This window comes from Azohydromonas lata NBRC 102462, from assembly GCF_001571085.1.
Lineage (GTDB): Bacteria > Pseudomonadota > Gammaproteobacteria > Burkholderiales > Burkholderiaceae_C > Azohydromonas > Azohydromonas lata.
Genome location: NZ_BCTC01000098.1, coordinates 1 through 23,842, shown reverse-complemented (window position 1 = coordinate 23,842; position 23,842 = coordinate 1). Strand labels below are relative to the sequence as shown.

The following is a 23,842-nucleotide window of genomic DNA, read 5'->3' as shown; positions in this document are numbered from 1 at the left end:
CGTCCCGGGCAAGACCGACTACAGCTACGACATCATCCGCTGATCACGCCGTTTTCCGATCAGCATCCCCGGCCCGCCCGGCATGGCAAGTTTGCCCATGCCCGGTGGGCCTTTTTTCGAGGTAGACCAAGGAGACTCCCATGGCCAATGTGACTTTCTCTTCCCCAAGCATGAAGAAGGACGTGACGGTGTATGCCGTCGCGGGCGACACGCAGACGCTGCTGAGCGTGGCCCAGGCGCACAAGATTCCCGTGCACTTCGAGTGCGAGAACGGCGAATGCGGCTCGTGCGCCGTGGAGGTCATGGTGCTGTCGAACAAGACGCCGTGCGCCGTGGCCCTGACGGAGAAGGAAAAGGCCGTGCTGCGCCTGTCCGGCAAGATCACGCCGGAGCAGATCGCCCAGGCCGAGAACGCCGACACGCCGCCGCCCTACCGCCTGGCGTGCCAGTTCATCGTCCGCAACGAGGACATCGTGGTGAAGTTCTGATCGGTCGGCGATCGGCCGGGCTCGCTCGCCCCAACCGAAAAGCGGCCCGCGGGCCGCTTTTTCATGGGAGCTTCATAGCCAGCCGGCCTTCTTGAAGCGCCGGTACAGGAACACGCAGGTCAGCACGATGGTGCTCAGGGCCAGCGGGTAACCGTACTTCCACTTCAGCTCCGGCATGGTCTCGAAGTTCATGCCCCAGATGCCCGCAAACGCCGTGGCCGCGGCGAAGATGCCCGCCCAGGCCGCGAGCTGCTTGGTGATCTCCGATTCCTCGATGGTCACCATGGACAGGTTGACCTGGATGGCCGTGCCTATGGTGTCGCGCAGCGAGTCCAGGCTGGCGTTGATGCGCAGCAGGTGGTCGTAGACGTCGCGGAAATATTCACGGTTGCCTTCGCACACGGCGGGCACGCGCCCGCGCCAGAGCTTGCTCACGGCTTCCAGCAGCGGGGTGACGGCGTGGCGCACGGTCATGATGCGCTGCTTGAGGTGGTAGAGCTGGCGGATGTTCTGCCGCGCCGCGCCGGACTCGAAGATCTGCGCCTCCAGCGCTTCCAGCTCGGTTTCCATCATGTCGATGAGCGGGAAGTAGCGGTCCACCACCGCGTCCAGCAGGCCATACAGCACGAAGCCGGCACCATGGCGAAGCAGGTGGGGCTCCTGTTCGGCGCGCTGGCGCACGCCCAGGAGGCTGTGGCGGCTGCGGTTGCGCACCGAGAGCACGAAATTGCGGCCCACGAAGGCGTCCACCTCGCCCAGTTGCAACTGGTCCAGCGCGTCGATCTCCACGGTGTGCATCACCACGAAGAGCTGGTCGCCGTACTCCTCCACTTTGGGCCGCTGCTGGCCGTGGCTGGCGTCCTCGATGGCCAGGTCGTGCAGGCCGAACTCGCGCTGCATGGTGGCCAGCTCCTCGTCGCTGGCATCGCGCAGCGCCACCCACACGAAGCAGTCCGGCCGCTCCACGTAGCGGCTGATGTCTTCCACGGAGATGTCGGAGAGCTTTTTCCCCTCCTGATAGACGACGCAGTTGATGAGCATGGCGGCTGGCTTTCTGGACAACCCGCCATTCTTGCGCATCGTGAAACCCATCACGGCTGGAAGCGGGGCGGGCGGCACGGCGGCCAGGAGCATCGGGCCTTGGCGCCGCCCATGTCGCAATTGTCGCGAACCGTCCAAGCCGCGGCCGCTAAACCCGCGCCGCGCGGCCGATTTGTTCCAGATCATGCGGGGAAAACCCTGGCATCGAACCTGCATAGGAGACAGCGCACGCCCAGGAGAAACCATGCTGCCCAGCCTGAAGGACAAGATTGCGCAGGTCTTCGATGAGCCCGGTTGTGAAATCAACCAGGCCAAGGATGAGAAGGCGCGCAAGAAGGGTTGCACCAAGCAGCTCACCCCCGGTGCCGCCGCAGGCGGCTGCGCCTTCGACGGCGCCAAGATCGCGCTGCAGCCCATCGTGGACGTCGCGCACCTCGTGCACGGCCCCATCGCCTGCGAGGGCAACTCGTGGGACAACCGGCACAGCGCCTCCTCCGGCTCGGAGCTGTACCGCATCGGCTTCACCACGGACATCAACGAGCTCGACGTCATCTACGGCGCCGAGAAGCGGCTGTTCAAGGCCATTCGCCAGATCCTGGACACGCAGGACCCGGCGGCGGTCTTCGTCTACCAGACTTGCGTCACCGGCCTGATCGGCGACGACATCGAGGCCGTTTGCAAGCGCGCCGCGGAGAAGTTCGGCCGCCCGGTGATCCCGGTGAACGCGCCCGGCTTCGCGGGCCCCAAGAACTTGGGCAACAAGCTGGGCGCCGAGGCGCTGCTGGACTACGTGGTCGGCACCATGGAGCCGGAATACACCACGCCCTACGACATCAACATCATCGGCGAGTACAACCTCTCCGGCGAGCTGTGGCAGGTCAAGCCCATGCTCGATGCGTTGGGCATCCGCATACTGAGCTGCATGTCCGGCGACGGCCGCTACCGCGAGGTGGCCAGCGCACACCGCGCCAAGGTCAACATGATGGTGTGCTCCAAGTCGATGATCAACATCGCCACGCGCATGCAGCAGCGCTGGAACATCCCGTTCTTCGAAGGCTCGTTCTACGGCATCTCGGACATGAGCATGACGCTGCGCGAGATCGCGCGGCTGCTGGTGGAGCAGGGCGCCGACGCCGAGCTCAAGGACCGCACCGAGGCGCTCATCGCCGTGGAAGAAGCCCGTGCCTACGAGCGCATCCGCGCCTACCGCCAGCGCCTTGCGGGCAAGAAGGTGCTGCTCATCACCGGCGGCGTCAAGAGCTGGTCGGTCGTGTCGGCGTTGCAGGAGGCCGGCCTGGAAGTGGTGGGCACCAGCGTCAAGAAGAGCACCCGGGAAGACAAGGAAAAGATCAAGGAAATCATGGGCGACGACGCCCACATGATCGACGACCTGAGCCCGCGCGAGATGTACGCCATGCTGCGCGACGCCAAGGCCGACATCATGCTCAGCGGCGGCCGCAGCCAGTTCGTGGCCCTCAAGGCGCGCATGCCCTGGATGGACATCAACCAGGAGCGCCACTACGCCTTCGCCGGCTACGAGGGCATGGTCACCATGATCAACGAGATCGACAAGGCGATCTTCAACCCCGTGTGGCAGCAGGTGCGCGCGCCGGCCCCGTGGGAAGACACCGCCCAAGCCGCATTGCCCGTCTGAGCCGCAGTCCACTTACCGGAGCAAGCCATGGCACTGGTCACCGAGTCGAAGAAAGCCGCCGCCGTCAATCCGCTCAAGATGAGCCAGCCCCTGGGCGCGAGCTACGCCTTCATGGGCCTGGCCTCGTGCATGCCCGTGATGCACGGCTCGCAGGGCTGCACCTCCTTCGGCCTGGTGCTGCTGGTGCGCCACTTCAAGGAGGCCATCCCGCTGCAGACCACGGCGATGAACGAGGCCACCACCATCATGGGCGGCTACGACAACCTGGAAAAGGCGCTGATCAACATCCGCACCCGCGCCAAGCCCAGGCTCATCGCCATCTGCTCCACGGGCCTGACCGAGACCAAGGGCGACGACGTCGAGGCGTTCATCAAGCTGGCCTACGAGAGGCACCCGGAGCTCAACGACACCGCCGTGGTCTACGTCTCCACGCCGGACTACGTGGGCGCCTTCCAGGACGGCTGGGCCGCCGCCGCCGCGGCGCTGGTGGCCAAGCTGCCGCGCCAGGACGAGCCCAAGGTGGCCGGCAAGGTGGCCGTGCTGCCGGGCTGCCACCTCACGCCGGGCGACATCGAGGAGCTGCGCGAGATCATCGAATCCTTCGGCCTGCAGCCCGTGTTCGCGCCGGACGTGTCCGGCTCGCTGGACGGCCACATCCCCGACGCCTGGCTGGGCACGACGCTGGGCGGCACGGCGCTGGAAGACCTGCAGGCCCTGGGCGGCGCGCAGCACACCATCGCCATAGGCGAGCAGATGCGCGCGGCCGCCGCAGCCCTGCAGGCCCGCTGCGGCGTGCCCTACACGATGTTCGACCGGCTCACCGGCCTGACGGCATCGGACGCCCTGATCAAGTTCCTGGCCCAGCTCAGCGGCAAGCCCGTGCCCGCGAAACTGCGCCGCCAGCGCAGCCAGCTGGTGGACGCCATGCTGGACGGCCACTTCCACTTCGGCAACGTCAAGGTGGCGTTGGGCGCCGAGCCGGACCTGCTGTGGTCGGCCGGCAACTTCCTCGCCGAGATGGGTGCGGAGCTGTCGGTGTGCATCACCACCACCAAGTCGCCGCTGCTGGAGCGCATGCCCACGGGCGAAGTGCTGATCGGCGACCTTGAAGACCTGGAGCGCAGCGCACAAGCCGCGGGCTGCGACCTGTTGATGACGCACTCGCATGGCCGGCAGGCCGCGCAGCGTCTGAACAAGCCGTTGTTCCGGCTTGGCATTCCGACGTTCGACCGCATTGGCAACTCGCACATTTGCCACGTCGGTTATCGCGGCAGCCGAAACTTCGTCTACGAAGTCGGCAACCTGTTGATGGATCAGATTCACCATGCAAGCCCCGACGATTGGCCGCTCACGCCTGCGGCCCGTGCAGCGGCCGCCGGTCTGGCGCAGCCTGCTGCCGCGAGCGATGACGTTGCCGAAATCGGACTTTGAACCGTACCGCCCCCCCAAGGAGTACCCGCCCATGAAAGTTGCCTTCGCCACCCAGGACCAGCAGCGCGTGGACGCGCACTTCGGCTGGGCCAAGCACCTGGCCGTGTACGAGGTGAGCGCCGACGGCGCCACCTTCATCGAGGACTATGCCTTCGGCGACAACCTGGCCGAGGACGGCGACGAGGACAAGCTCGCGCCCAAGCTCGCCGCCATCCACGACGTGGCCATCGTCTACGTGGCGGCCATCGGCGGCTCGGCCGCCGCGCGCGTGGTGGCCAGCGGCATCCATCCCGTCAAGGTGACGGGCCCGGACCCCATCAGCGAAATTCTGGAAAAACTCCAGGGGGTGCTCAAGGGCACGCCGCCGCCCTGGCTGCGCAAGGCGCTGCAAAAGGGCAAGGAAAAGAGCTTCGATTTCGACGAAGAAGAGGTGAAACAATGAGCGAAGAAGTGCAGGAGCACGGCACCGACGAGGCGCTGCTGCAGGACCGCTTCATCCGCGAGCTGATCAAGCAGCTGCGCGCCCAGGACACCCACGGCACGTGGGAAGGCAAGAGCGACCTGAATCTGCTGGAGCCCTACATCATCACGGCCGAACAGCGCCGGCAGATGCCGGTCATGGGCGACCCCGATCCCGATACGCTGTGGCGGCTGGACCTGTTCCACAACGCCATCGGCCTGGCCATCGAGCGCGCCACGGGCTGCATGGTGTCGCCCATGATGAAAATGAGCCACGAAGGCTTCGGCCGCGCGGTGCTCACCACCGGGCGCCTCATCGTCGTCAACCGCTACCTGCGCGACGTGCACCGCTTCGGCTACGCCTCGCTGCAAAAGCTCGCCGACGCGGGCAACAAGCTGGTCGACGAGGGCATCTCGATGATCGAACAGTACAAGGAGGTTGCGACCTATGGCTGACATCGACGCGATCAAGGCGGAGCTCAAGAAGCTCAACGCCAAGGCCACGCAGGCCAAGATGGACCTGCACGACCTCAGCGAAGACTTGCCCACCAACTGGGAACGCATTCCCGAGGTGGCGCGCATCGCCCACGAGGCGCACGAGGCCCTGATGGCCGCGCGCGCCAAGCTGGCCGCGGCCCAGGCGGCGGCCTGACCCCAGGCCGCCGGATCATCGGAAGAGGAATCCTTTCGGACTGAGGTATCGAGGCCTGGCCGCGGGCCCCTCGATACCTCAGGGCGACAGGACATCACGACACACAGAGACTGTCATGGCTAATTTCAGCGTCACCATGCCCTCGGGCGAAAGCTGGACCCCGGCTTTCGTTGAGGAAATCAACGAAGACAAGTGCATCGGCTGCGGCCGCTGCTTCCGCGTTTGCCCGCGCGGCGTGCTCGAGCTCATCGGCCTCGACGAGGACGGCGAGCGCATCTCGCTGGACCCCGATGGCGACGATGACGAGGAATACGAGAAGAAAGTCATGACCATCGCCCACAAGGAGCTTTGCATAGGCTGCACCGCCTGCTCCAAGATCTGCCCCAAGAAGTGCTACACGCACGCTCCCGCGGCGGCCTGATCATGCTCTCCCAGCAGCGTTTCCTTCCCCAGCCCCTGCCCATGGCCCTGTCGCGCCGCGCCACGCGCGACGACGAGGTGCAGGACGTGAGGCAGCTGCTGCTGGACCATGCCGATCCATCGGCCGGCACACCGGCCGAGATCGAGCACATGGCCGACACCGTGGCCGTGGCCTGCCTGGGGGACAACCACCTCTGGCAGGACCTGCAACTGGCTTCGCGCGCCGAGCTCTCGGCGCTGATGAGGCACTGGTTCCCCTCGCTGGTGGTACGCAATACCGGCGACATGAAATGGAAGAAGTTCCTCTACAAGCAACTTTGCGAGCGCGAGGAAATCTTCATCTGCAAGGCGCCCAGCTGCGCCGTGTGCACCGACCATCCGGTGTGCTTCGGCCCCGAGACCTGAAGCGCGGCAGATGTGTTTGGTCACCGTGCGTGACACGGTGCAATAGCTCATTACATCCTTAGCCCAGACCCGGGGAAGCCCCGAGGGGAGGCGATACCTAAGCTCACTTGCGGAGCCGGCGCACACAAAGCTTGCGTCCGGCATCCCATAACCGCAAGGAGAGCTGCGCCATGCCCATCACGGTGGACGACGTCGACGTCGACGAGTCAAGTACGGTTGCCCGTTTCACATTGCGCCTGACCGCGCCCAGCGCGCTGCCCGTCAGCGTCAGCTACAGCAACTCCAACGCCACGGCCGCCAACGGCTCCGACTACAGCGCGCGCTCAGGCACCGTGACCTTCGCGCCCGGCCAGACCGTGCTGACCGTGGACATCCCCATCCTGGCCAACACCACCGCGGAGCGCACCGAGTTCTTCCTGCTCAACCTGTTCAGCCCGGTCAACGACACCATCGCCCGCAACACCGCCTGGGCCACCATCTACGACAACGACCAGATCCTGCCCGGCGCGCCCGTCATCCGCGTGGGCGACAGGGTGGTCGACGAAAGTGCCGGCGTGGTGAGCTTCACGGTCACGCTGGACCGGCCGGCGACCGGCAACGTCAGCGTCCACGTCGCCACGGCCAACGGCACGGCACTGGCCGGGTCGGATTACACCGCACTGTCGCAGACGCTGCTGTTCTCGCCAGGCCAGACGGCCAAGACGGTCAGCGTGGCGCTGATCAACGACGCGGTGGCCGAGGGCGCGGAGACTTTCGATCTCGTGCTGTCCGCCCCCGCGGGCGGCGTACTGGCGGCGCCTGCCTTGGGCCGCGCCACCATAGGCGCCAACGACGCCACGCCGGTGATTTCACCGCTGATCAGCGTTTCGGACGCGGTTGCCGACGAAAGCGATGCGAGCCTGCGCTTCGTGGTCAGCCTCAACGCTCCCGCCACCCAACAGGTGAGCGTGAGCTACAGCAATTCCAACGTCACCGCGGCCAACGGGTCCGACTACCTGGCGGGGAGCGGCACGCTGGTCTTCCTGCCTGGGCAAACCACGCAGGTCGTGACGGTGCCCGTGCTCGACGACACCACGGCGGAGCGGACGGAACTGGTACGCCTGAACCTGTTTTCCGCGGTCAACGGCACCATCGTGGACAACGACGGCCTGGGCACCATCCATGACAACGACGCGCTCAGCGGGACGCCCGTCATCCGCGTGGCCGATACGGTCGTGGACGAGTCCGCGGGTTTCGTCACTTTCACGGTGGCACTGGACCGGCCCAGCACCAGCAACGTCAGCGTCAACGTCGCCACGGCCAATGGGACGGCCATTGCCGGCTCGGACTACACCGCGCTGGCGGCGCAGACACTGACCTTCACCCCGGGGCAAGTCGCCAAGACCGTCAGCATCGCGCTGGCCAACGATGGCATCGCGGAACTGGACGAAACCTTCATGCTGCAGTTGTCCGCCGCAGTGGGCGGCGTGCTGGCAGCCCCCACCTTTGGGCGCGCCACCATAGGCGCCAACGACGCCACGCCCGTGGCGCAGCCGCTCATACGCGTTTCCGACGCCGTGGCCGATGAAAGCGACACGGCACTGCGCTTCGTGGTGAGCCTCAGCGCGCCGTCCAACCAGACGGTGAGCGTGAGCTACAGCAATTCCAACGTCACGGCCGCCAACGGCAGCGATTACGTGGCCTTGTCCAACACGCTGGTGTTCGCACCCGGGGAGACCACCAAGGTGGTCGTGATTCCCGTGCTGAACGACACCACGCAGGAGCGCGTGGAGTTCGCCCGCCTGAACCTGTTCTCCGCCGTCAACGGCGTGATCGTGGACAACGATGGGCTGGGCACCCTTTACGACAACGACGCCCCGAGCGGCACGCCCGTCATCCAGGTGGCGGACAGCGTGGTGGACGAGGCCGCAGGCAGCGTCACCTTCACCCTTGCGCTGGACCGCCCAAGCACCAGCAACGTGAGCGTCAACGTGGCCACAGCCAACGGCACGGCGCTGGCGGGCGCCGACTACAGCGCACAGGTGCTTCAAACCCTGACCTTCACCCCCGGCCAGACCGTCAAGACGGTGACCGTCGCACTGGCCAACGATGCGCTGGCCGAGGGCACCGAGTACTTCGATCTGGTGCTGTCCTCGCCCGTGAACGCCACGTTGCCGGACAACGGCGCACGGGCCTTCATCGGTGCCAGCGATGCGCCGGCGGCCATCCTGCCGCTGGTGAGCGTGTCGGACGCCCAAGCCGGCGAGAGCGACGGTGCGCTGCAGTTCATCGTCAGCCTCAATGCGCCCTCGACGCAGCAAGTCAGCGTGAGCTACAGCAACAGCAACCTCACGGCAGCCAATGGCAGCGACTATGTCGCCCAGTCGAACACGCTGGTGTTCGCGCCCGGGGAGACCACCAAGGTGGTGTCCATCCCCGTCCTGGACAACACCACGGCCGAACCTGCCGAGCTGCTGCGCTTGAACCTGTTCAGCGCCGTCAACGCCACCATCGTGGATGGCGCGGGCCTGGGCTGGATCCAGGACAACGACGCGCCCAGCGGCGTGCCCGCCATCAGGGTGGACGATGGCATCGCGGACGAGGGCGGCGGGTTCGCGCGCTTCAACGTCACGCTGGACCGTCCAAGCACCAGCCAGGTCACGGTGGTGGCGGCCACCGCGGACGGGACGGCCTCGGCCGGGGCGGACTACGACGCGCAGGCCGCCCAAGTCCTGGTGTTCGCCCCAGGCGAGACCAGCAAGAGCGTGCTGGTGCCGATGCGCAACGACGCAGTGGCCGAAGGCGTGGAGTTCTTCGACCTCCAACTCAGCGGCGCAGTCAACGCCACCATCGGCGACGTGCGCGGGCACATGGCCATCGCACCCAGCGATATGGCGACGGCGGCCACGCCCACCGTATCGGCCGCCGCGATTTGGGCGCCGGAGGCGGGCACGGCACTGGACTTCGTGGTCAGCCTCAGCGCGCCGTCGGCGCAGCAAGTCAGCGTCAGCTACAGCAACTCCAACGGCAGCGCCGCCAATGGCAGCGACTACGTCGCGCTCAGCGGCACGCTGGTGTTCGCGCCCGGCCAGACCATGCAGGTGGTCCGCATTCCGCTGCTGGACAACCTGGTGGCGGAAACGCCGGAAACCTTTGCCCTCAACCTCTTTAGTGCGGTCAATGCGGTGGTCGGCGGCACGCCGGTGGTGGCGACCATCGTCGACGACGACCCGGCGCCGGCCGGGCAGCTCACCATCGCCGGCACCGGCAACGCCGACGTTCTCGTCGGCCGGCCCGGGGCCAACATCGTCAACGGCGGGGCCGGCAACGACCTGCTGGACGGCGAAGCCGGCGTCATCATGCGCGGCGGCGCGGGCAACGACGTCTACATCGTCGAGGCCGCCGGAGATACGGCGGACGAGACCGGCGGGTCGGGTACGGACACCGTGGTCGCCTACATCAACCACACGCTGGCCGCCGGACTGGAAAACCTGCTGCTGCGAGGCGCGGCTGTCAGCGGCGCGGGCAACGCCGCGGCGAACCTGCTGCAAGGCAACGCGTTGGGCAACACGCTGTCCGGGGGCGCCGGCAACGACACGCTGCGCGGTGCCGCTGGCGCCGACACGCTCAGCGGCGGCACGCAGGCCGACAGCTTCGTCTTCGACAACCTGGCCGGCATGGACAGCATCACCGACTGGAGCAGCGCCGACGACAGCCTGCTGTTCAGCATGGCCGGCGTGCGCGTCGGAGACGGCGACACCGTGGTCGAGAACGCGCTGTTGCGCAATGCGCCCGGCGGCTTCGGTACGGCGGCGGAACTGGTGGTGTTCAGCCAGGACATCGCGGGCGCCATCACCACGGCCAGCGCCGCAGCGGCAATAGGTTCGGCCACGTCGGCGTATGCCGTGGGCGACGCCCGGCTCTTCGCCGTGGACAACGGAGCGCAGACCGGCGTGTTCCTGTTCCGCGCCGCGGCCGCGGATGCGCTGGTCAGCGCCGCCGAGCTCACGCCGCTGGTGCTGGCCACGGGCGGCGCGTCGGCACTGTCGGACTACCTCTTCGTGGCTTGAGGTCCGGGCGGCGCGGTCCGGCGCCGCGCCTTCAAGCCGGAAAAGAAAACAGGCCGCCCAAGGGCGGCCTGATATTTTTTGGCAACCGGCCGTCGCCTCGGCCGGTGCTGCCTCAATGCCGTTTTAGTTGTTCTAGCAACTTCACACACGAAAGGGCCCTTGCCGGGCCCACATCCCGGATCAGGGCAGACGCATTGCACCACCGGCATGCCGCCTGGATACTGACGGACGTCAACACCAGCCAGGCCTCATCGCCGGATGCGCAGGCAACTGACATGGATCAAACACTCACCACTCAAGGGATTTATGTGGCGCGCAACGGTGCGTGGCCGCACGTTGGCGGTGCGGCCGGGCGCGGAAATTGCAGCCACCCCGCCATCATGTTCACCGCCCCCCTGTTCAAGCTCATAGAAGAAGCCGGCGAAGGCGTGCTGCTGCTGCTGGAGGACCTGCAGGAGGCCGAGTTCCTTCGCTCGCGGCTGACGCGCCTGGAAGTGCTGCGCCAGCTCCACACCATGGCCGACACGCTGGGCGCCTTGCCTCCTGAGGTGCGCACGGCCATGCCGGAGCTCGAATGGGACGGCTGGCGCAGTGCCGCCGCCGCGATGGCGGCCGAGGGGGCGCAGCGCGACGAGACCGCATGGTTTGCCGCGCGCTCGCTGGTGCCGGCCACGCTGTCGTGGCTGCGCGTGTACCGCGACGCCGAGCCGGCGATGTTCGAGTACCGCGCATAAACCTGCGAAGCCTGCGCGAGCCGCGCGGACTCCGCCCGGCTGCCCGCCGGTCCGTCTGCGCGAGCGGTCACAGCCCCCGGCGGCCTTCGCGTCGCAGACCCTACAAAAGCGACACCGCCAACGGCGCGGCGATGTCGGCATGTGCGCCTTTGCACCCAAAGTAATTGATAAGGTCTTGATGCAGCGCAACTTTTCGCGCTGACCCTGGGTTGGCACGGTACATGCGAATCACCCGGCAACGCAGCACGGGAGCCTTCAATGGACAGCGCAAAGCCGATCTACCTGGACTACGCAGCCACCACGCCGGTTGACCCGCGGGTGGTGCAGCAGATGGTGCCTTACCTCTACCAGCAGTTCGGCAATCCCGCCTCGCGCAGCCATGCGTACGGCTGGGCAGCCGAAGAGGCGGTGGAGATTGCCCGCGAGCACGTCGCCGCGCTCATAGGCGCCGACCCTCGCGAAGTGGTCTGGACCTCCGGCGCCACGGAGTCCAACAACCTGGCCATCAAGGGCGCGGCGCAGTTCCACCGCAGCCGCGGCAAGCATCTCATCACGGTCAAGACCGAGCACAAGGCCGTGCTGGACACCATGCGCGAGCTGGAGCGCGAAGGTTTCGAGGTCACCTACCTCGACGTCCAGGAGGACGGGCTGCTGGACCTCGCCGCGCTGCAGGCCGCGCTTCGCCCGGACACCATCCTGGTGTCGGTGATGTGGGTGAACAACGAGATCGGCGTGATCCAGGACATCCCCGCCATCGCCGCCATGTGCCGTGCCCGCGGCATTCTCTGCCACGTCGATGCGGCGCAGGCCAGCGGCAAGGTCGAGATCGACATGAGCACGTTGCCGGTGGACCTGCTGAGCCTGTCCGCGCACAAGACCTACGGTCCAAAGGGCATAGGCGCCCTGTACGTGCGCCGCAAGCCGCGCGTGCGCATCGAGGCCCAGATCCACGGCGGCGGCCATGAGCGCGGCATGCGCTCCGGCACGCTGCCCACGCACCAGATCGTGGGCATGGGCGAGGCCTATCGCCTGGCCAAGGAAGGCATGGGCCGCGAGAACGAGCGCATCCGCGCGCTGCGCGAGCGGCTGCTGGCCGGGCTGCAGGACATCCCGGCCGTGCGCGTCAACGGCAGCCTGGACAAGCGCGTGCCGCACAACCTCAACATCAGCTTCGAGTTCGTCGAGGGCGAGTCGCTGCTCATGGGCATCAAGGGCGTGGCCGTGTCCTCCGGCTCGGCCTGCACCTCCGCCAGCCTGGAGCCCAGCTACGTGCTGCGCGCGCTGGGCTTGTCCGACGAGGTGGCGCACAGCTCCATCCGCTTCTCGGTGGGCCGCTTCACGACCGAGGAGGAGATTGACGCCGCCGTCGCGCAGGTGCGCTCCACCGTGGAGCGGCTGCGCAGCCTGAGCCCGCTGTGGGAAATGCACCAGGCCGGCATAGACCTCAAATCCATCCAGTGGGCCGAGCACTGACACCACGTCTGCCGACCAACTGAAACCGCCAACACATCCAGTCCAGACCAGGAGCACGTCACATGGCATACAGCGACAAGGTCCTAGACCATTACGAAAACCCGCGCAACGTCGGCAGCCTGGAGACCGACGACAGCGTCGGCACCGGCATGGTGGGCGCACCGGCCTGCGGCGACGTGATGAAGCTGCAGATCAAGGTCAACCCCGACACCGGCGTGATCGAGGACGCCAAGTTCAAGACCTACGGCTGCGGCTCGGCCATCGCGTCGAGCTCGCTGGTGACGGAGTGGGTCAAGGGCCGCACGCTGGAGCAGGCACTGGCCATCAAGAACACGGCCATCGCCGAGGAGCTGGCGCTGCCGCCGGTGAAGATCCACTGCTCCATCCTGGCCGAGGACGCCATCAAGGCGGCCGTGGCCGACTACCGCTCGCGCCGCAGCCCCGTCACCGAGCAAGCGGCCTGCGCCAGCAGCAACGGCTGAAACCCAGCCACCGTCTCCCACTCAACGATCCACGCCACCTTCCCACCAGGAGAACCCACATGGCCTGCCAATCCCAGCCCAACGCCTCCGGCAGCTGCAGCACCTCCGCCGTGCCGCCGGCCCCCATCGAATTGCCCGAGGGCACCGACCCCATCCGCTTGACCGAAGCGGTGGTGAGCAAGGTGTCGGAGATGCTGGCCGAGGAGAGCGATCCTGCGCTGCAACTGCGCATTTTCGTCACCGGCGGCGGCTGCTCGGGCTTCCAGTACGGCTTCGCCTTCGACGACGAACGCAAGGAAGATGACTTCCGCATCGAGCGCGACGGCGTCAAGGTGGTGGTGGACGCCATGAGCCTGCAGTACCTGGTGGGCGCCGAGATCGACTACGAGGACAAGCTCGAAGGCGCTCGCTTCGTCATCAAGAACCCCAACGCCTCCAGCACCTGCGGCTGCGGCAGCTCCTTCTCCGTCTGATTTCCGTTCGACCCGATCAGGCCCGCGCGCCGGCCTACGGTGCACGCGCGGGCCCATGAACACAGAAAGGCATTCCCCATGTCCATCAGCGTGACTCCCAAGGCCGCGAACCAGATCCGCAAGGCGCTCGCGCAACGCGGCGGCGGGCTGGGCCTGCGCCTGGCGGTGAAGACCAGCGGCTGCTCCGGCTATGCCTACGCGCTGGAGTTTGCCGACGAGCTCGGCGCCGAAGACCTGCGCTTTGACAGCGAAGGCGTGACGCTGCTGGTGGACGCGGCCAGCCTGCCCATGATCGAAGGCACCCAGCTCGACTGGGTGCGCGAAGGCCTCAACGAGGGCTTCAAGTTCAACAACCCCAACGCCAGCGCCACCTGCGGTTGCGGCGAGAGCTTCGCCGTCTAAGAAGGAGCAAGGCCATGGCCCTGTTGCAAATCGCTGAACCCGGTCGCAGCGCCGCCCCCCACCAGCACCGCCTGGCCGTGGGCATAGACCTGGGCACCACGAACTCCCTGGTGGCCACGGTGCGCAGCGCCGTGCCCCAGGTGCTCAGCGACGAGCAGGGCCGTGCGCTGCTGCCCTCGGTGGTCCACTACGGCGCCTTCGGCGGCGTGACGGTGGGCCACGAGGCCCAGGCCCTGGCCGCCTCCGACCCGCTCAACACCATCGCCTCGGCCAAGCGCCTCATAGGCCGGCGCCTGGCCGACGTGCAAAAGGCCATGCTGCCCTACGAGCTGCAAGCCCTGTCCGACACCGCCGTGGGCGTGCAGACGCGCCAGGGCGTCAAGAGCCCCGTGGAAGTGGGCACGCAGGTGCTGCGCGCGCTGCGCGAACGCGCGGAAGGCGCGCTGGGCGGCGCGCTGGTGGGCGCGGTGATCACCGTGCCTGCCTACTTCGACGACGCGCAGCGCCAAGCCACCAAGGACGCCGCGCAGCAGGCCGGGCTGCACGTGCTGCGCCTGCTCAACGAACCCACCGCCGCGGCCGTCGCCTACGGCCTGGACAAGGGCAGCGAAGGCACTTTCGTGGTCTATGACCTGGGCGGCGGCACCTTCGACGTGTCCGTGCTGCGGCTGCAGCGCGGCGTTTTCGAAGTCATCGCCACCAACGGCGACGCCATGTTGGGCGGCGACGACTTCGACCACCGCCTGGCCGAACACTTCATGGCCGCCACCGGCGGCTGGACTTCCGAAACCGGCGCGCTGCTGGCCGCGGCGCGCAGGGCCAAGGAGGCTCTCAGCGAACAGGAAGCCGTCGACATGCGCTGCCTGCGCGCCGACGGCAGCGAGGCCGTGCTCACGCTCACCCGCACCGCTTTCGACGAGCTGACCCGCCCCCTGGTGGAACGCACCCTGGGCCCGGTCAAGCGCGCGCTGCGCGACGCCAAGCTGCGCGTCGAAGAGGTTGACGGCGTGGTGCTGGTCGGCGGCTCGACCCGGCTGCTGCAGGTGCGCGCCGAAATCGAAAAGCTTTTCGGCAAGCCCCCGCTCACCGACATCGACCCCGACCAGGCCGTGGCCCTGGGCGCGGCCATCCAGGCCGACCAGCTCGCGGGCAACCGCACCGGCGACGGCCTGCTGTTGCTGGACGTGTGCCCGCTGTCGCTGGGCATCGAGACCATGGGCGGCCTGGTCGAGAAAATCATCCCGCGCAACAGCAGCGTGCCCGTGGCACGCGCACAGGACTTCACCACCTTCAAGGACGGCCAGACCGCCCTGGCGCTGCACGTGGTGCAGGGCGAGCGCGAGCTGGTGGGCGAGTGCCGCTCGCTGGCGCGCTTCACGCTGCGCGGCATCCCGCCCATGGCCGCCGGCGCCGCGCGCATCCGCGTGAGCTTCCAGATCGACGCCGACGGGCTGCTCTCCGTGAGCGCCGTCGAGCAGATTTCCGGCGTGCAGGCGCACGTGGAAGTGAAGCCCAGCTACGGCCTGGCCACCGAGACCGTCACCGGCATGCTCAAGGACGCCATGAGCGCCGCGGCCGACGACAGCGCCGCGCGCATGCTGCGTGAGGCGCAGATCGACGCCCGCCGCCTCATCGACGCCACCGAAGCCGCGCTGCGCGAGGACGGCGAGGCGCTGCTGCAGCCGCAGGAGCGCCAGGAAATCCTGGCCGGCATGCAGGCCGTGGCCGACCTGCTGGCCGAAAGCGCGTCGCTGGACGGCACGCAGGAAGACTGGCGCCGGTTGCGCGACGCGCTGCGCGCCGCCTCCACCGCGCTCAACAACATCACCACGCCCTTTGCCGGACGGCGCATGGACGTGCGCATACGCCAGGCCCTCTCCGGCCAGCGCATGGACCAGATCGCAGCCTGAGGCCCGCCACCATGAGCACCGAAGCCAAGGACGCCACCGCCACCAAGCCCGTGGTGCTCACGCACGTCCGCGTGCTGCCGCACCCTGACCTGTGCCCCGAGGGCAAGGTTTTTGAGGCCAAGCCCGGGCGCAAGCTGGTGGACGCCATGCTGGACAACGGCATCGCCATCGAGCACGCCTGCGAGAAGGTGGGCGCCTGCGCCACCTGCCACGTGCACGTGCGCGAGGGGGCCCAATTCCTCGCCCCGGCCGACGAAGAGGAAGAGGACCAGCTCGACGACGCCTGGGGCCTGGACGCGCAGTCGCGCCTGTCCTGCTGCGTCAAGGTCAAGGGGCCGGAGCTCGTCATCGAGCTGCCCAAGTTCACGCGCAACCACGCGCGCGAGCGCTGAGGCCAGCGCGGCAGCGGCAGGGCCGCTGTCCAAGGGTCAGGGGCAGGCGTGCATCAGGGCGCGCTGGCGTCCAGCCGGCGCGCCAGGCTCTCGGCCGTGAATCGCTCCACGAGGAAATCCACGAACGCCCGTGCCTTGCCCCCTTGCGGCGCATCCGCGGCATGGGCCACGGCGATGGTGCCGGCGTCCGCCCACCACTGCGGCAGCAGCCGTACCAGTGCGCCGCGCCGCAGGGGCAACAGGACATCGGCCAGCGGCAGCAGCGCCGCGCCCAAACCCAGCAGGCAGGCTTCGCGCACGGCGGTCGGATCGTCGAAGACCAGGGTCTCCGACAGCAGGGCCTGCTGCGCAGAGCCGTCGGCCTGGCGCATGGACCAATGCCGCACCCGGCCACCCGCCGGCGGGCGCAGCACGATGCCGTCCAGCGCCGCCAGCCGCGAAGGGAGGTTGGGCGCGGCACGCCCCGCCATGTAGGCCGGCGCAACCACCGCCACCAGATGCGCCGGCGCCAGCGTCCGCGTCACCACGCCGGAGCCAGGCTCCAGCCCCGGGCCTATGGCCACGTCCAAACCCTCGGCCACCAGGTCCACGGCCCTGTCTTCGAAGTTCCACTGCGGCTGGAGCCGAGGCCATTGCGCACGAAACTCCGGCAACAGCGGCAGCACATGGGCCAGGCCGAACGCGCGCGCCATGCTGACCTTGAGCACGCCGCCGCCCGCGTCGCCCTGCGGACCGATATCGGCCATGGAAGCCCGCAGCGCCCGCAGCGGGCCGTCCACGGAGGACAGGAAGCGCTCGCCCGCCTCCGTCAGCTCCAGCCGCCGCGTGGAGCGGTGAAACAGCCGCACCCCCAGGCGCTGCTCCAGTTGCCCCACGTTGCGGCTCACCGCGGCGGGCGTGAGCCCAAGCTGCCGCGCCGCCGCGGAAAAACTGCCGGACTCGGCGGAACGCACGAAGGCTTCGAGATTGGCAAGGCTTTCCATGGAAGCGATTTTAAAGTCTTGCTTGAAAATGCACTTAAGGATTGCTGCCAAATAAGCTCAAATTCCATAGTATGGAATAAGAAGCCCAGTATTCCTTGTACTGCCCGGGATGGAGGCGCACCTACAAGGTGCCGCGAGCACAGGGTGTGCTCAGGCGGTTGCAGTGCAGCACTTCTGCTGACGCGGGCGCGGCACATTCAGCCGCCTGCGCCCAGCGGCGCCGATCGAACCCAACCCCAGCAACACGAGGGCCAGGGAGCCGGGCTCTGGGACGGCGGTGGTGCCGTCCGAGGTGATGGTTACGGCGTCCAGGAAGGCGGTGGCGCCGAGATGGGCCGGATTCCCGTCCAGGCCTCGAAATGCGAGAGTGTGATTACCTACGCTGAGCAAGCCCAAATCGACTGTCTGCTCACTCCATTCGCCCATGGTGGCGTTGATGGTTCCAACGCTTCGCCCGTCCACAGCGATTTCCACCACCTGCGTGCTAGGGCGAAACAACCGATACTTCATAAAAAACGACAATTCCGCCGTTGCCCGGCTGGCCAGCGAAAACTGCTGACTCAACCAACCGGTTGCACCAAACAGCCCGGCATATCGCGCACTCTGAAAACCATCAAAAGGTGAATTGGCAGGGTATCCATCCATTACCACAGCGGTGTTTTCCCCAAAGGCCCAACCCATATTTGGACCAGTTGGCTGCTCAAAAGCGGCGATAAGATTATCATTGCCGTAGTAATTATAAGCACTCCAGTCATTCTCGAATCCGGCGTTGAGCAGATTTACCGTTCCGGCGCTTGCAGCAGTAACCACCGACGTGAGCGCTGCAACTGACAAAAGCCTCTTATAAAATCGCATTTTTCTCCCTTTGAAGCAGGAATTGCTTCGTCAATATTTGAATGGATGGCAACAAACCTTTCTGAGCACACACCAGACAAATGCACAGAAAGTTTCAGAATATTAATAAGCGCTCACATCAAAAATCAGACAATCAACACATTAAATCCATTTATTTTCTTCAAATATGACAGCAGAAATTATGATACCAAATGAAATAAACAAGAGATGATTGATATATCGCAATTTAAAAATTAATCACTTATGGCAGATGATTTCTGCTCGGGACTGCTTCTATTAAACGGCACGTGTAGGCAGGAATGCGTTCACGAGGAGCACATGCAGTGCTTTGCAGAAGTGAAGGGCTTGTGCTTTGGCTGGTAGCTCGCAGTGCTGTTTCCCGTGCATTGATGACCCGGCGCGCCCTGAGCCCTGCCCCAGCCTTTGGCGCAGCATGTCGAGCCCAACATGTTCATGGGCACTCGGCACGCCGCGGGAAGGTCTTACGGCGGACAGCGGCAAGCGCGGGAGCTGGCGCGCGAGGAAGAAGACAGCTCAAAAGCACTCGTCTTCGAGCTTCTCCAGCAGCGCCAAGCCTTCGGCGTCGCCCTTGGCCTCGAACAGCTCGCGCACCGGGTTGACGAAGCTGGAGAGCAGCAGCAAGTCGTCGAAGCGCGGGCCCAGCGTGGCGGCACGGCGCTTGTGGAAGTAGCTCCAGAAGGCATCCAGCGGCTCGCCGCCCAAGGTGTAGCGGTCTATGAGCGCCATCACGCGGCGCGTGTTGCCTTCGCAATCGATGCCCTGGAAGGACACGTAGCGGTCGGTGGCGCCCTGGGCGTGGGGCGTCGGGGTTGGCGAGTCGCCGGTGGCGGCTTGAGCAGCGGACTGTGAATTGCGGCAGATGCAGGACATGGCTGAAAGCGCGTTGGGTTGCGATGCCTGCAAGGCTAGGGCGCACGCGCCACCGCCGTCTGTCGCGCAGCGGACGTTTCACGCGCCTCGCGCGCGGCGTCTCGCGCCGCGCCCTCGCGCAGCCAGGCTTCCAGGCGGGCCAGGTCGGGAATGAAAAGCTGCTGGCGGCCCTGGCGGCGCACCAGCCCGTCGCGCTGCATCTCGCCCAGCACGGCCGACACCGTCTGGCGCCGCGAGCCCAGCAGCAGCGCGATGTCGGTGAGCGACATGCGCAGCGGCACCACCCAGCCGCCGCCCTGGTCCGCCGCAACGCTGCCGCGGCGGCGCGCGCTGTCCAGGAGAAAGTGCGCCAGGCGCTGGCGTGCGTCCCGAAACGCCAGGTTCTCGACGATGGCGATGGTGCTGCCCAGCAGCGTGCCCAGCGTTCGCATGATGGCGCCCACGGCCGCAGGGGCCCGCGCCAGGCAGGCCGTGAAATGCCGCGTCTCGATGAGGCTCAGCTCCGTGGGCTCCACCGCCATCACGAAGGTGGGCGTGTGCGTGGTGAAGAGGGTGCCCGGCTCCAGAAAGGCCAGCGTGAGCTCGCGCTGCTCGTCGGCCAGGTAAATGCGCAAGCGGCCGCTGCGGACGATGAACACGCTGTTCACCGCGCCTCCCGGCATGCTCACCATCTGCCCGCGCGCGAAGCGCCGCGGCGTGAACTCGCCCAGGAACGCCGTCCCGGCGGGCGATTGGAGAAACTGCACGAAATCGCTCGGATTCATGGCACGCCTGTGCGCAACAAGCGGGCCACCACGCTGAAATGCCTTTGACGCCACGGCGCAAGGCCGCGGCTTGATGCAGGGCAAGCCGCAGACACTCCAGCCGATCTCCGCACGTTCGCCCTGTAGGTAAGACGACAAAACACACATCCCCCGGCGTGGGGGCACGACAGCGAAAAAACGCTTGCCAGTCAATGGCTTAAGGGGCACGAAGGACATGGCACGGGGCTTGCGAACGCCCCGGCCACGACGTCCGGAAACCGGAGCCCCCCATGAAGCCAATCAGTTTCGTTCTCAACGACACCACCCTGCGCGACGGCGAACAGACGGCAGGCGTGGCGTTCACCGACCTGGAGAAGCTGGCCATCGCCAGCGCGCTGGACGAAGCCGGCGTGGGCGAGATGGAAGTGGGCATTCCCGCCATGGGCCAGCAGGAGGTGGAGCTCATCCGCACCATCGTCTCCAACGTCAAGCGTGCGCGCACCATGGTGTGGGCGCGCATGACGCGCACCGATCTGGAAGCCGCGCTGCGCTGCGGCGCGCACATCGTGCACATGTCGGTGGCCGTGTCGGACCAGCAGATCCAGGGCAAGCTGCGCCGCAACCGCCCCTGGGTGCTGGCCACCATCGCCGAGTTCGTGGACCGCGCCCGCGACGCTGGCGCCACGGTCAGCGTGGGCTTCGAGGACGCCTCGCGCGCCGACCCCGCCTTCATCTGCCACGCCGCGCAGGTGGCGCAGGCACACGGCGCCATACGCGTGCGCTACGCCGATACGCTGGGCGTGCTGGACCCGTTCGCCACCTACGAGCGCATCTCCAGGCTGCGCGCCGAAACCGACCTGGACATCGAGATCCACGCTCACGACGACCTGGGCCTGGCCACGGCCAACACGCTGGCCGCGCTGCGCGCCGGCGCCACGCACGCCAGCACCACCGTCAACGGCCTGGGCGAGCGCGCCGGCAACGCGGCGCTGGAAGAAGTGGCCATGGCTGCGCGCCACCTGTACAGCGTGGACTGCGGCGTGGACATGCGCCAGCTTCCGATGCTCTCGCAACTGGTGGCGCAAGCCGCCAACCGGCCGGTGGCCGCGGGCAAGAGCATCGTGGGCGCGGCGGTGTTCCGCCACGAGTCCGGCATTCACGTCGACGGCCTGCTCAAGGACCGCGGCAACTACGAAGCCTTTGCCCCCGAGGAACTGGGCCGCACGCATGAGCTGGTGCTGGGCAAGCACTCGGGCACGCACGGCGTGCGCGCCGCCTGCGCACGCCTGGGGCTGGCGCTGGGCGATGGCCAGGCCGAGCAACTGCTCTTGCACATCCGCGACCTGGCCGTCACCCGCAAGCAGCCCCTGACCGACGCCGACCTGCGCCACCTCTACCTCAACACCGCCATGCGGCAGCACTTGGCCGCCTGAACGGAACCACCCCGGGAGACCCCACATGGACTCGTTCACCCAGCGCCTCAAGGCCCTCTCCAGCGCCGAGGATTTCCTCAATTTCTTCGGCGTGCCCTTCGAGGAGCGCACCGTGCATGTCAACCGGCTGCACATCCTCAAGCGCTTCTACCAATACCTGCACAAGACCGAAGGCTTGGCCGGGCTGGACGAGGTGGAGCTGTTCCGCCGCTACCGCGAGCTGCTGGTGCAGGCCTACCAGGACTTCGTGTCCTCCACGCCCGCCAAGGAAAAAGTGTTCAAGGTGTTCCAGGACACCGACGGCACCCAGCACGTGCAGCTGAGCTCGCTGCGCGACAGCCTGGCCGAGCGCCGCGCCGCGCGCGCCGCGGGCTGAGCGACACCCCACTCAACAGCCTCAAGAGCCGATTCTCAGGAGAACAGTTGCCATGCACATCGTCGTCTGCATCAAGCAGGTGCCGGATTCGGCGCAGATCCGCGTCCACCCGGTCACCAACACCATCATGCGCCAGGGGGTGCCGGCCATCGTCAACCCCTACGACCTCTTCGCCCTGGAAGAGGCGCTGCGCCTGAAGGACCAGTTCGGCGGCCGCGTCACGGTGCTGTGCATGGGCCCCCCGCAGGCCGAAGATGCGCTGCGCAAGTGCCTGAGCTTCGGCGCCACCGACGCCATCCTCGTCACCGACCGCTCCTTCGCCGGCGCCGACACGCTGGCCACCAGCTACGCGCTGGCCGCGGCCATCCGCAAGATCAGCCAGGAGCAGCAGGTGGACCTGGTGTTCACCGGCAAGCAGACCATTGACGGCGACACCGCGCAGGTCGGCCCCGGCATCGCCAAGCGCCTGAACATGAACCTGCTGACCTACGTCAGCCGCATCGTCGAGGTGGACCTCGACGGCCGCCGCATCAAGGTCGAGCGCCGCGCCGAAGGCGGCGTGCAACTGCTCGACACGACGCTGCCCTCGCTGATCACCATGCTCGAAGGCACCAACGAGATGCGCTTCGCCACCATGGACGACATGCTGCGCGCCGGCCGCTGCGAAGTGCGCCGCTGGAACAAGGACGATGCCGGCATCGAGGACGTCACCAAGATCGGCCTCAAGGGCTCGCCCACGGTGGTGAGCAAGGTGTTCGGCCCGACGCCGCGCAGCGAGAAGGCCGACATGATGGTTGTGGCCGATACCAGCGTCAACGACGTCTGCCTCAACCTGCTGCAAAAGATTTTCACCACGCACCCGACGCTCGAAGAAGAGACGGTCGAGCGCCTGAGCGCTTGATGAGTGCCCAAGTCAGGAGAACGACATGAGCGAAGCTGCCAAGCCTGCTGCCCGCCCCGCCGCGCGCGGCGGTCGCAATACCGAGCTGCCCGAGCACCTGAAGTGCTACAAGGGCGTGTGGGTGTTCGTGGAACACGACCGCGGCCACGTCAACCCGGTGAGCTGGGAACTGATGGGCGAAGCCCGCAAGCTGGCCGACAAGCTGGGCGTGGAAGTCAGCGGCGTGGTCATGGGCGGCCCGGACGAGACGCTGGACGCCTTCGCCAAGGAGGCCTACGCCTACGGCGCCGACCACTGCTACATCATGCGCGACCCGGTGCTCAAGGGTTACCGCAATGAGCCTTTCACCAAAGGCCTGACCGACCTGGTCAACAAGTACCAGCCGGAAATCCTGCTGCTGGGCGCCACCACCATGGGCCGCGACCTCGCCGGCTCCGTGGCCACCACGCTGGGCACGGGCCTGACCGCCGACTGCACCGAGCTCAACATCGACGGCCGCGCGCTGGCCGCCACGCGCCCCACCTTCGGCGGCTCGCTGCTGTGCACCATCATGACGCTGGCCTACCGCCCGCAGATGGCCACGGTGCGCCCGCGCGTGATGCGCATGCCCCGGCGCGACGACACCCGCACCGGCGACATCATCGAGATGGCGCTGGGCATGGTGGAGACGGACATCGTCACCAAGCTGCTGAGCTTCATCCCCGACGCCGAGCGCAACACCATCAACCTGGCCTACGCGGACATCATCGTCTCCGGCGGCAAGGGCCTGAAGAACGCCGACAACTTCAAGCTCGTGTGGGAACTGGCCCGCGTGCTGGGCGCCGAAGTGGGCGCCACGCGCGCCGCGGTGCAGGCCGGCTGGGCCGAGAACGAGCGCCAGGTGGGGCAGACGGGCAAGACCGTGCGCCCGCGCCTGTACATCGCCGCGGGCATCTCCGGCGCCATCCAGCACCGCGTGGGCATGGAAGGCGCCGACGTGATCGTTGCCATCAACACCGATCCCAATGCCCCCATCTTCGATTTCGCACACTATGGCATCGTCGGCAACGCGATGCAGGTGCTGCCCGTGCTGACCCAGGCGTTCCGTACGCACCTGGAAAAGCGCATCCGCAAGGTCGCCTAAGGAGCGCACATGGCCAAGCAAGCCAAGGAAAAGTTTGACGCCATCGTCGTGGGGGCGGGCGCGTCGGGCAAT

General features: G+C 67.0%; 25 protein-coding genes. 20 read left to right on the top strand and 5 right to left on the bottom strand.

What is annotated here, in order from left to right; all coding sequences use genetic code 11:
- The first annotated feature begins 140 nt into the window (after window positions 1-140).
- A complete protein-coding gene (locus ALA01S_RS24400) occupies window positions 141-488 on the top strand; it encodes a 2Fe-2S iron-sulfur cluster-binding protein (RefSeq protein ID WP_066341916.1) in 348 nt (115 codons plus the stop codon).
- A 72-nt stretch (window positions 489-560) separates the two neighbouring features.
- Here ALA01S_RS24400 and corA read toward each other — a convergent pair whose 3' ends face one another.
- The gene (gene corA, locus ALA01S_RS24395; RefSeq protein ID WP_066341921.1) at window positions 561-1,529 is read right to left on the bottom strand and encodes a magnesium/cobalt transporter CorA; all 969 of its coding nucleotides are present in this window, start codon (window positions 1,527-1,529) and stop codon (window positions 561-563) included.
- 244 nt (window positions 1,530-1,773) lie between these two features.
- On the opposite strand from corA, the gene nifE reads away from it, so the two are divergent.
- The 15 genes from nifE (at window position 1,774) to fdx (ending at window position 16,465) form a co-directional block, all read left to right on the top strand.
- Window positions 1,774-3,183: a nitrogenase iron-molybdenum cofactor biosynthesis protein NifE gene (gene nifE, locus ALA01S_RS24390; protein WP_066341915.1), complete on the top strand. Its 1,410-nt coding sequence runs from the start codon at window positions 1,774-1,776 to the stop codon at window positions 3,181-3,183.
- A 27-nt stretch (window positions 3,184-3,210) separates the two neighbouring features.
- A complete protein-coding gene (gene nifN / locus ALA01S_RS24385) occupies window positions 3,211-4,614 on the top strand; it encodes a nitrogenase iron-molybdenum cofactor biosynthesis protein NifN (protein WP_066341914.1) in 1,404 nt (467 codons plus the stop codon).
- A 31-nt stretch (window positions 4,615-4,645) separates the two neighbouring features.
- Complete coding sequence (nifX, locus tag ALA01S_RS24380; RefSeq protein WP_066341913.1) at window positions 4,646-5,056, top strand: nitrogen fixation protein NifX; 411 nt, start codon at window positions 4,646-4,648, stop codon at window positions 5,054-5,056.
- Window positions 5,053-5,529, top strand: a complete 477-nt coding sequence (locus ALA01S_RS24375; RefSeq protein WP_066341912.1) for a NifX-associated nitrogen fixation protein — start codon at window positions 5,053-5,055, stop codon at window positions 5,527-5,529. Before nifX ends, ALA01S_RS24375 begins: the two co-directional genes overlap by 4 nt.
- Window positions 5,522-5,725 (top strand): CCE_0567 family metalloprotein, encoded by a 204-nt coding sequence (locus ALA01S_RS24370; protein ID WP_066341911.1) that lies wholly within the window; start codon window positions 5,522-5,524, stop codon window positions 5,723-5,725. Before ALA01S_RS24375 ends, ALA01S_RS24370 begins: the two co-directional genes overlap by 8 nt.
- Window positions 5,726-5,840: 115 nt before the next feature.
- Window positions 5,841-6,146 carry a ferredoxin III, nif-specific gene (gene fdxB, locus ALA01S_RS24365; protein ID WP_066341910.1) on the top strand — a complete coding sequence of 102 codons (306 nt, stop codon included), beginning with the start codon at window positions 5,841-5,843 and terminating at the stop codon, window positions 6,144-6,146.
- 2 nt (window positions 6,147-6,148) lie between these two features.
- Complete coding sequence (locus ALA01S_RS24360; protein ID WP_084267894.1) at window positions 6,149-6,550, top strand: nitrogen fixation protein NifQ; 402 nt, start codon at window positions 6,149-6,151, stop codon at window positions 6,548-6,550.
- A gap of 170 nt (window positions 6,551-6,720) precedes the next feature.
- Entirely contained in the window at window positions 6,721-10,599 is a 3,879-nt protein-coding gene (locus ALA01S_RS24355) for a Calx-beta domain-containing protein (RefSeq protein WP_066341909.1), read from the top strand.
- A 380-nt stretch (window positions 10,600-10,979) separates the two neighbouring features.
- Window positions 10,980-11,333, top strand: coding sequence for a ribonuclease HepT family protein (locus tag ALA01S_RS24350; RefSeq protein ID WP_066341919.1), 354 nt, complete (start codon window positions 10,980-10,982; stop codon window positions 11,331-11,333).
- Window positions 11,334-11,591: 258 nt separating this feature from the next.
- Window positions 11,592-12,806, top strand: a complete 1,215-nt coding sequence (locus ALA01S_RS24345) for an IscS subfamily cysteine desulfurase (RefSeq protein ID WP_066341908.1) — start codon at window positions 11,592-11,594, stop codon at window positions 12,804-12,806.
- 62 nt (window positions 12,807-12,868) lie between these two features.
- Window positions 12,869-13,288 carry a Fe-S cluster assembly scaffold IscU gene (gene iscU, locus ALA01S_RS24340; protein ID WP_066341907.1) on the top strand — a complete coding sequence of 140 codons (420 nt, stop codon included), beginning with the start codon at window positions 12,869-12,871 and terminating at the stop codon, window positions 13,286-13,288.
- Between the two features lie 59 nt (window positions 13,289-13,347).
- Window positions 13,348-13,761 (top strand): iron-sulfur cluster insertion protein ErpA, encoded by a 414-nt coding sequence (gene erpA / locus ALA01S_RS24335; protein ID WP_084267893.1) that lies wholly within the window; start codon window positions 13,348-13,350, stop codon window positions 13,759-13,761.
- 78 nt (window positions 13,762-13,839) lie between these two features.
- Window positions 13,840-14,163 (top strand): HesB/IscA family protein, encoded by a 324-nt coding sequence (locus ALA01S_RS24330; protein WP_066341906.1) that lies wholly within the window; start codon window positions 13,840-13,842, stop codon window positions 14,161-14,163.
- A gap of 14 nt (window positions 14,164-14,177) precedes the next feature.
- The gene (gene hscA / locus ALA01S_RS24325) at window positions 14,178-16,073 is read left to right on the top strand and encodes a Fe-S protein assembly chaperone HscA (protein ID WP_066341905.1); all 1,896 of its coding nucleotides are present in this window, start codon (window positions 14,178-14,180) and stop codon (window positions 16,071-16,073) included.
- Between the two features lie 11 nt (window positions 16,074-16,084).
- Entirely contained in the window at window positions 16,085-16,465 is a 381-nt protein-coding gene (gene fdx / locus ALA01S_RS24320) for an ISC system 2Fe-2S type ferredoxin (RefSeq protein ID WP_066341904.1), read from the top strand.
- A gap of 53 nt (window positions 16,466-16,518) precedes the next feature.
- On the opposite strand, the gene ALA01S_RS24315 is transcribed toward fdx, so the two are convergent.
- The 4 genes from ALA01S_RS24315 to ALA01S_RS24300 form a co-directional block, all read right to left on the bottom strand.
- Window positions 16,519-17,448: a LysR family transcriptional regulator gene (locus ALA01S_RS24315; RefSeq protein ID WP_066341903.1), complete on the bottom strand. Its 930-nt coding sequence runs from the start codon at window positions 17,446-17,448 to the stop codon at window positions 16,519-16,521.
- A 150-nt stretch (window positions 17,449-17,598) separates the two neighbouring features.
- Window positions 17,599-18,303, bottom strand: a complete 705-nt coding sequence (locus tag ALA01S_RS32170) for a PEP-CTERM sorting domain-containing protein (protein ID WP_084267892.1) — start codon at window positions 18,301-18,303, stop codon at window positions 17,599-17,601.
- 534 nt (window positions 18,304-18,837) lie between these two features.
- Entirely contained in the window at window positions 18,838-19,194 is a 357-nt protein-coding gene (cowN, locus tag ALA01S_RS24305) for a N(2)-fixation sustaining protein CowN (protein ID WP_157119245.1), read from the bottom strand.
- 35 nt (window positions 19,195-19,229) lie between these two features.
- On the bottom strand, window positions 19,230-19,958 hold the full coding sequence (locus tag ALA01S_RS24300; RefSeq protein WP_066341901.1) for a Crp/Fnr family transcriptional regulator: 729 nt from the start codon (window positions 19,956-19,958) through the stop codon (window positions 19,230-19,232).
- Window positions 19,959-20,227: 269 nt separating this feature from the next.
- Here ALA01S_RS24300 and nifV point away from each other — a divergent pair, with 269 nt between their 5' ends.
- From nifV to ALA01S_RS24280, 4 genes are read left to right on the top strand one after another with little or no spacing between them, the layout of a single operon-like run.
- Window positions 20,228-21,370 carry a homocitrate synthase gene (gene nifV / locus ALA01S_RS24295; protein ID WP_066341900.1) on the top strand — a complete coding sequence of 381 codons (1,143 nt, stop codon included), beginning with the start codon at window positions 20,228-20,230 and terminating at the stop codon, window positions 21,368-21,370.
- Window positions 21,371-21,395: 25 nt separating this feature from the next.
- Complete coding sequence (nifW, locus tag ALA01S_RS24290; RefSeq protein WP_066341899.1) at window positions 21,396-21,746, top strand: nitrogenase stabilizing/protective protein NifW; 351 nt, start codon at window positions 21,396-21,398, stop codon at window positions 21,744-21,746.
- A gap of 52 nt (window positions 21,747-21,798) precedes the next feature.
- A complete protein-coding gene (locus tag ALA01S_RS24285) occupies window positions 21,799-22,647 on the top strand; it encodes an electron transfer flavoprotein subunit beta/FixA family protein (RefSeq protein ID WP_066341898.1) in 849 nt (282 codons plus the stop codon).
- A gap of 25 nt (window positions 22,648-22,672) precedes the next feature.
- Window positions 22,673-23,770 (top strand): electron transfer flavoprotein subunit alpha/FixB family protein, encoded by a 1,098-nt coding sequence (locus ALA01S_RS24280; protein ID WP_066341897.1) that lies wholly within the window; start codon window positions 22,673-22,675, stop codon window positions 23,768-23,770.
- The last annotated feature ends 72 nt before the right edge of the window (window positions 23,771-23,842 follow it).

What these genes read in the sequence shown, in the direction of transcription:
- fdx (WP_066341904.1), top strand. Translation starts at nt 16,085, where the DNA reads ATGAGCACCGAAGCCAAGGACGCCACCGCCACCAAGCCCGTGGTGCTC.
- hscA (WP_066341905.1), top strand. Translation starts at nt 14,178, where the DNA reads ATGGCCCTGTTGCAAATCGCTGAACCCGGTCGCAGCGCCGCCCCCCAC.
- ALA01S_RS24375 (WP_066341912.1), top strand. Translation starts at nt 5,053, where the DNA reads ATGAGCGAAGAAGTGCAGGAGCACGGCACCGACGAGGCGCTGCTGCAG.
- cowN (WP_157119245.1), bottom strand. Translation starts at nt 19,194, where the DNA reads ATGTCCTGCATCTGCCGCAATTCACAGTCCGCTGCTCAAGCCGCCACC.
- ALA01S_RS24345 (WP_066341908.1), top strand. Translation starts at nt 11,592, where the DNA reads ATGGACAGCGCAAAGCCGATCTACCTGGACTACGCAGCCACCACGCCG.
- ALA01S_RS24285 (WP_066341898.1), top strand. Translation starts at nt 21,799, where the DNA reads ATGCACATCGTCGTCTGCATCAAGCAGGTGCCGGATTCGGCGCAGATC.
- nifW (WP_066341899.1), top strand. Translation starts at nt 21,396, where the DNA reads ATGGACTCGTTCACCCAGCGCCTCAAGGCCCTCTCCAGCGCCGAGGAT.
- erpA (WP_084267893.1), top strand. Translation starts at nt 13,348, where the DNA reads ATGGCCTGCCAATCCCAGCCCAACGCCTCCGGCAGCTGCAGCACCTCC.
- ALA01S_RS24330 (WP_066341906.1), top strand. Translation starts at nt 13,840, where the DNA reads ATGTCCATCAGCGTGACTCCCAAGGCCGCGAACCAGATCCGCAAGGCG.
- fdxB (WP_066341910.1), top strand. Translation starts at nt 5,841, where the DNA reads ATGGCTAATTTCAGCGTCACCATGCCCTCGGGCGAAAGCTGGACCCCG.
- ALA01S_RS24355 (WP_066341909.1), top strand. Translation starts at nt 6,721, where the DNA reads ATGCCCATCACGGTGGACGACGTCGACGTCGACGAGTCAAGTACGGTT.
- ALA01S_RS24350 (WP_066341919.1), top strand. Translation starts at nt 10,980, where the DNA reads ATGTTCACCGCCCCCCTGTTCAAGCTCATAGAAGAAGCCGGCGAAGGC.
- nifV (WP_066341900.1), top strand. Translation starts at nt 20,228, where the DNA reads ATGAAGCCAATCAGTTTCGTTCTCAACGACACCACCCTGCGCGACGGC.
- nifN (WP_066341914.1), top strand. Translation starts at nt 3,211, where the DNA reads ATGGCACTGGTCACCGAGTCGAAGAAAGCCGCCGCCGTCAATCCGCTC.
- ALA01S_RS32170 (WP_084267892.1), bottom strand. Translation starts at nt 18,303, where the DNA reads ATGCGATTTTATAAGAGGCTTTTGTCAGTTGCAGCGCTCACGTCGGTG.
- ALA01S_RS24315 (WP_066341903.1), bottom strand. Translation starts at nt 17,448, where the DNA reads ATGGAAAGCCTTGCCAATCTCGAAGCCTTCGTGCGTTCCGCCGAGTCC.
- ALA01S_RS24400 (WP_066341916.1), top strand. Translation starts at nt 141, where the DNA reads ATGGCCAATGTGACTTTCTCTTCCCCAAGCATGAAGAAGGACGTGACG.
- ALA01S_RS24280 (WP_066341897.1), top strand. Translation starts at nt 22,673, where the DNA reads ATGAGCGAAGCTGCCAAGCCTGCTGCCCGCCCCGCCGCGCGCGGCGGT.
- iscU (WP_066341907.1), top strand. Translation starts at nt 12,869, where the DNA reads ATGGCATACAGCGACAAGGTCCTAGACCATTACGAAAACCCGCGCAAC.
- corA (WP_066341921.1), bottom strand. Translation starts at nt 1,529, where the DNA reads ATGCTCATCAACTGCGTCGTCTATCAGGAGGGGAAAAAGCTCTCCGAC.
- ALA01S_RS24370 (WP_066341911.1), top strand. Translation starts at nt 5,522, where the DNA reads ATGGCTGACATCGACGCGATCAAGGCGGAGCTCAAGAAGCTCAACGCC.
- ALA01S_RS24360 (WP_084267894.1), top strand. Translation starts at nt 6,149, where the DNA reads ATGCTCTCCCAGCAGCGTTTCCTTCCCCAGCCCCTGCCCATGGCCCTG.
- nifX (WP_066341913.1), top strand. Translation starts at nt 4,646, where the DNA reads ATGAAAGTTGCCTTCGCCACCCAGGACCAGCAGCGCGTGGACGCGCAC.
- ALA01S_RS24300 (WP_066341901.1), bottom strand. Translation starts at nt 19,958, where the DNA reads ATGAATCCGAGCGATTTCGTGCAGTTTCTCCAATCGCCCGCCGGGACG.
- nifE (WP_066341915.1), top strand. Translation starts at nt 1,774, where the DNA reads ATGCTGCCCAGCCTGAAGGACAAGATTGCGCAGGTCTTCGATGAGCCC.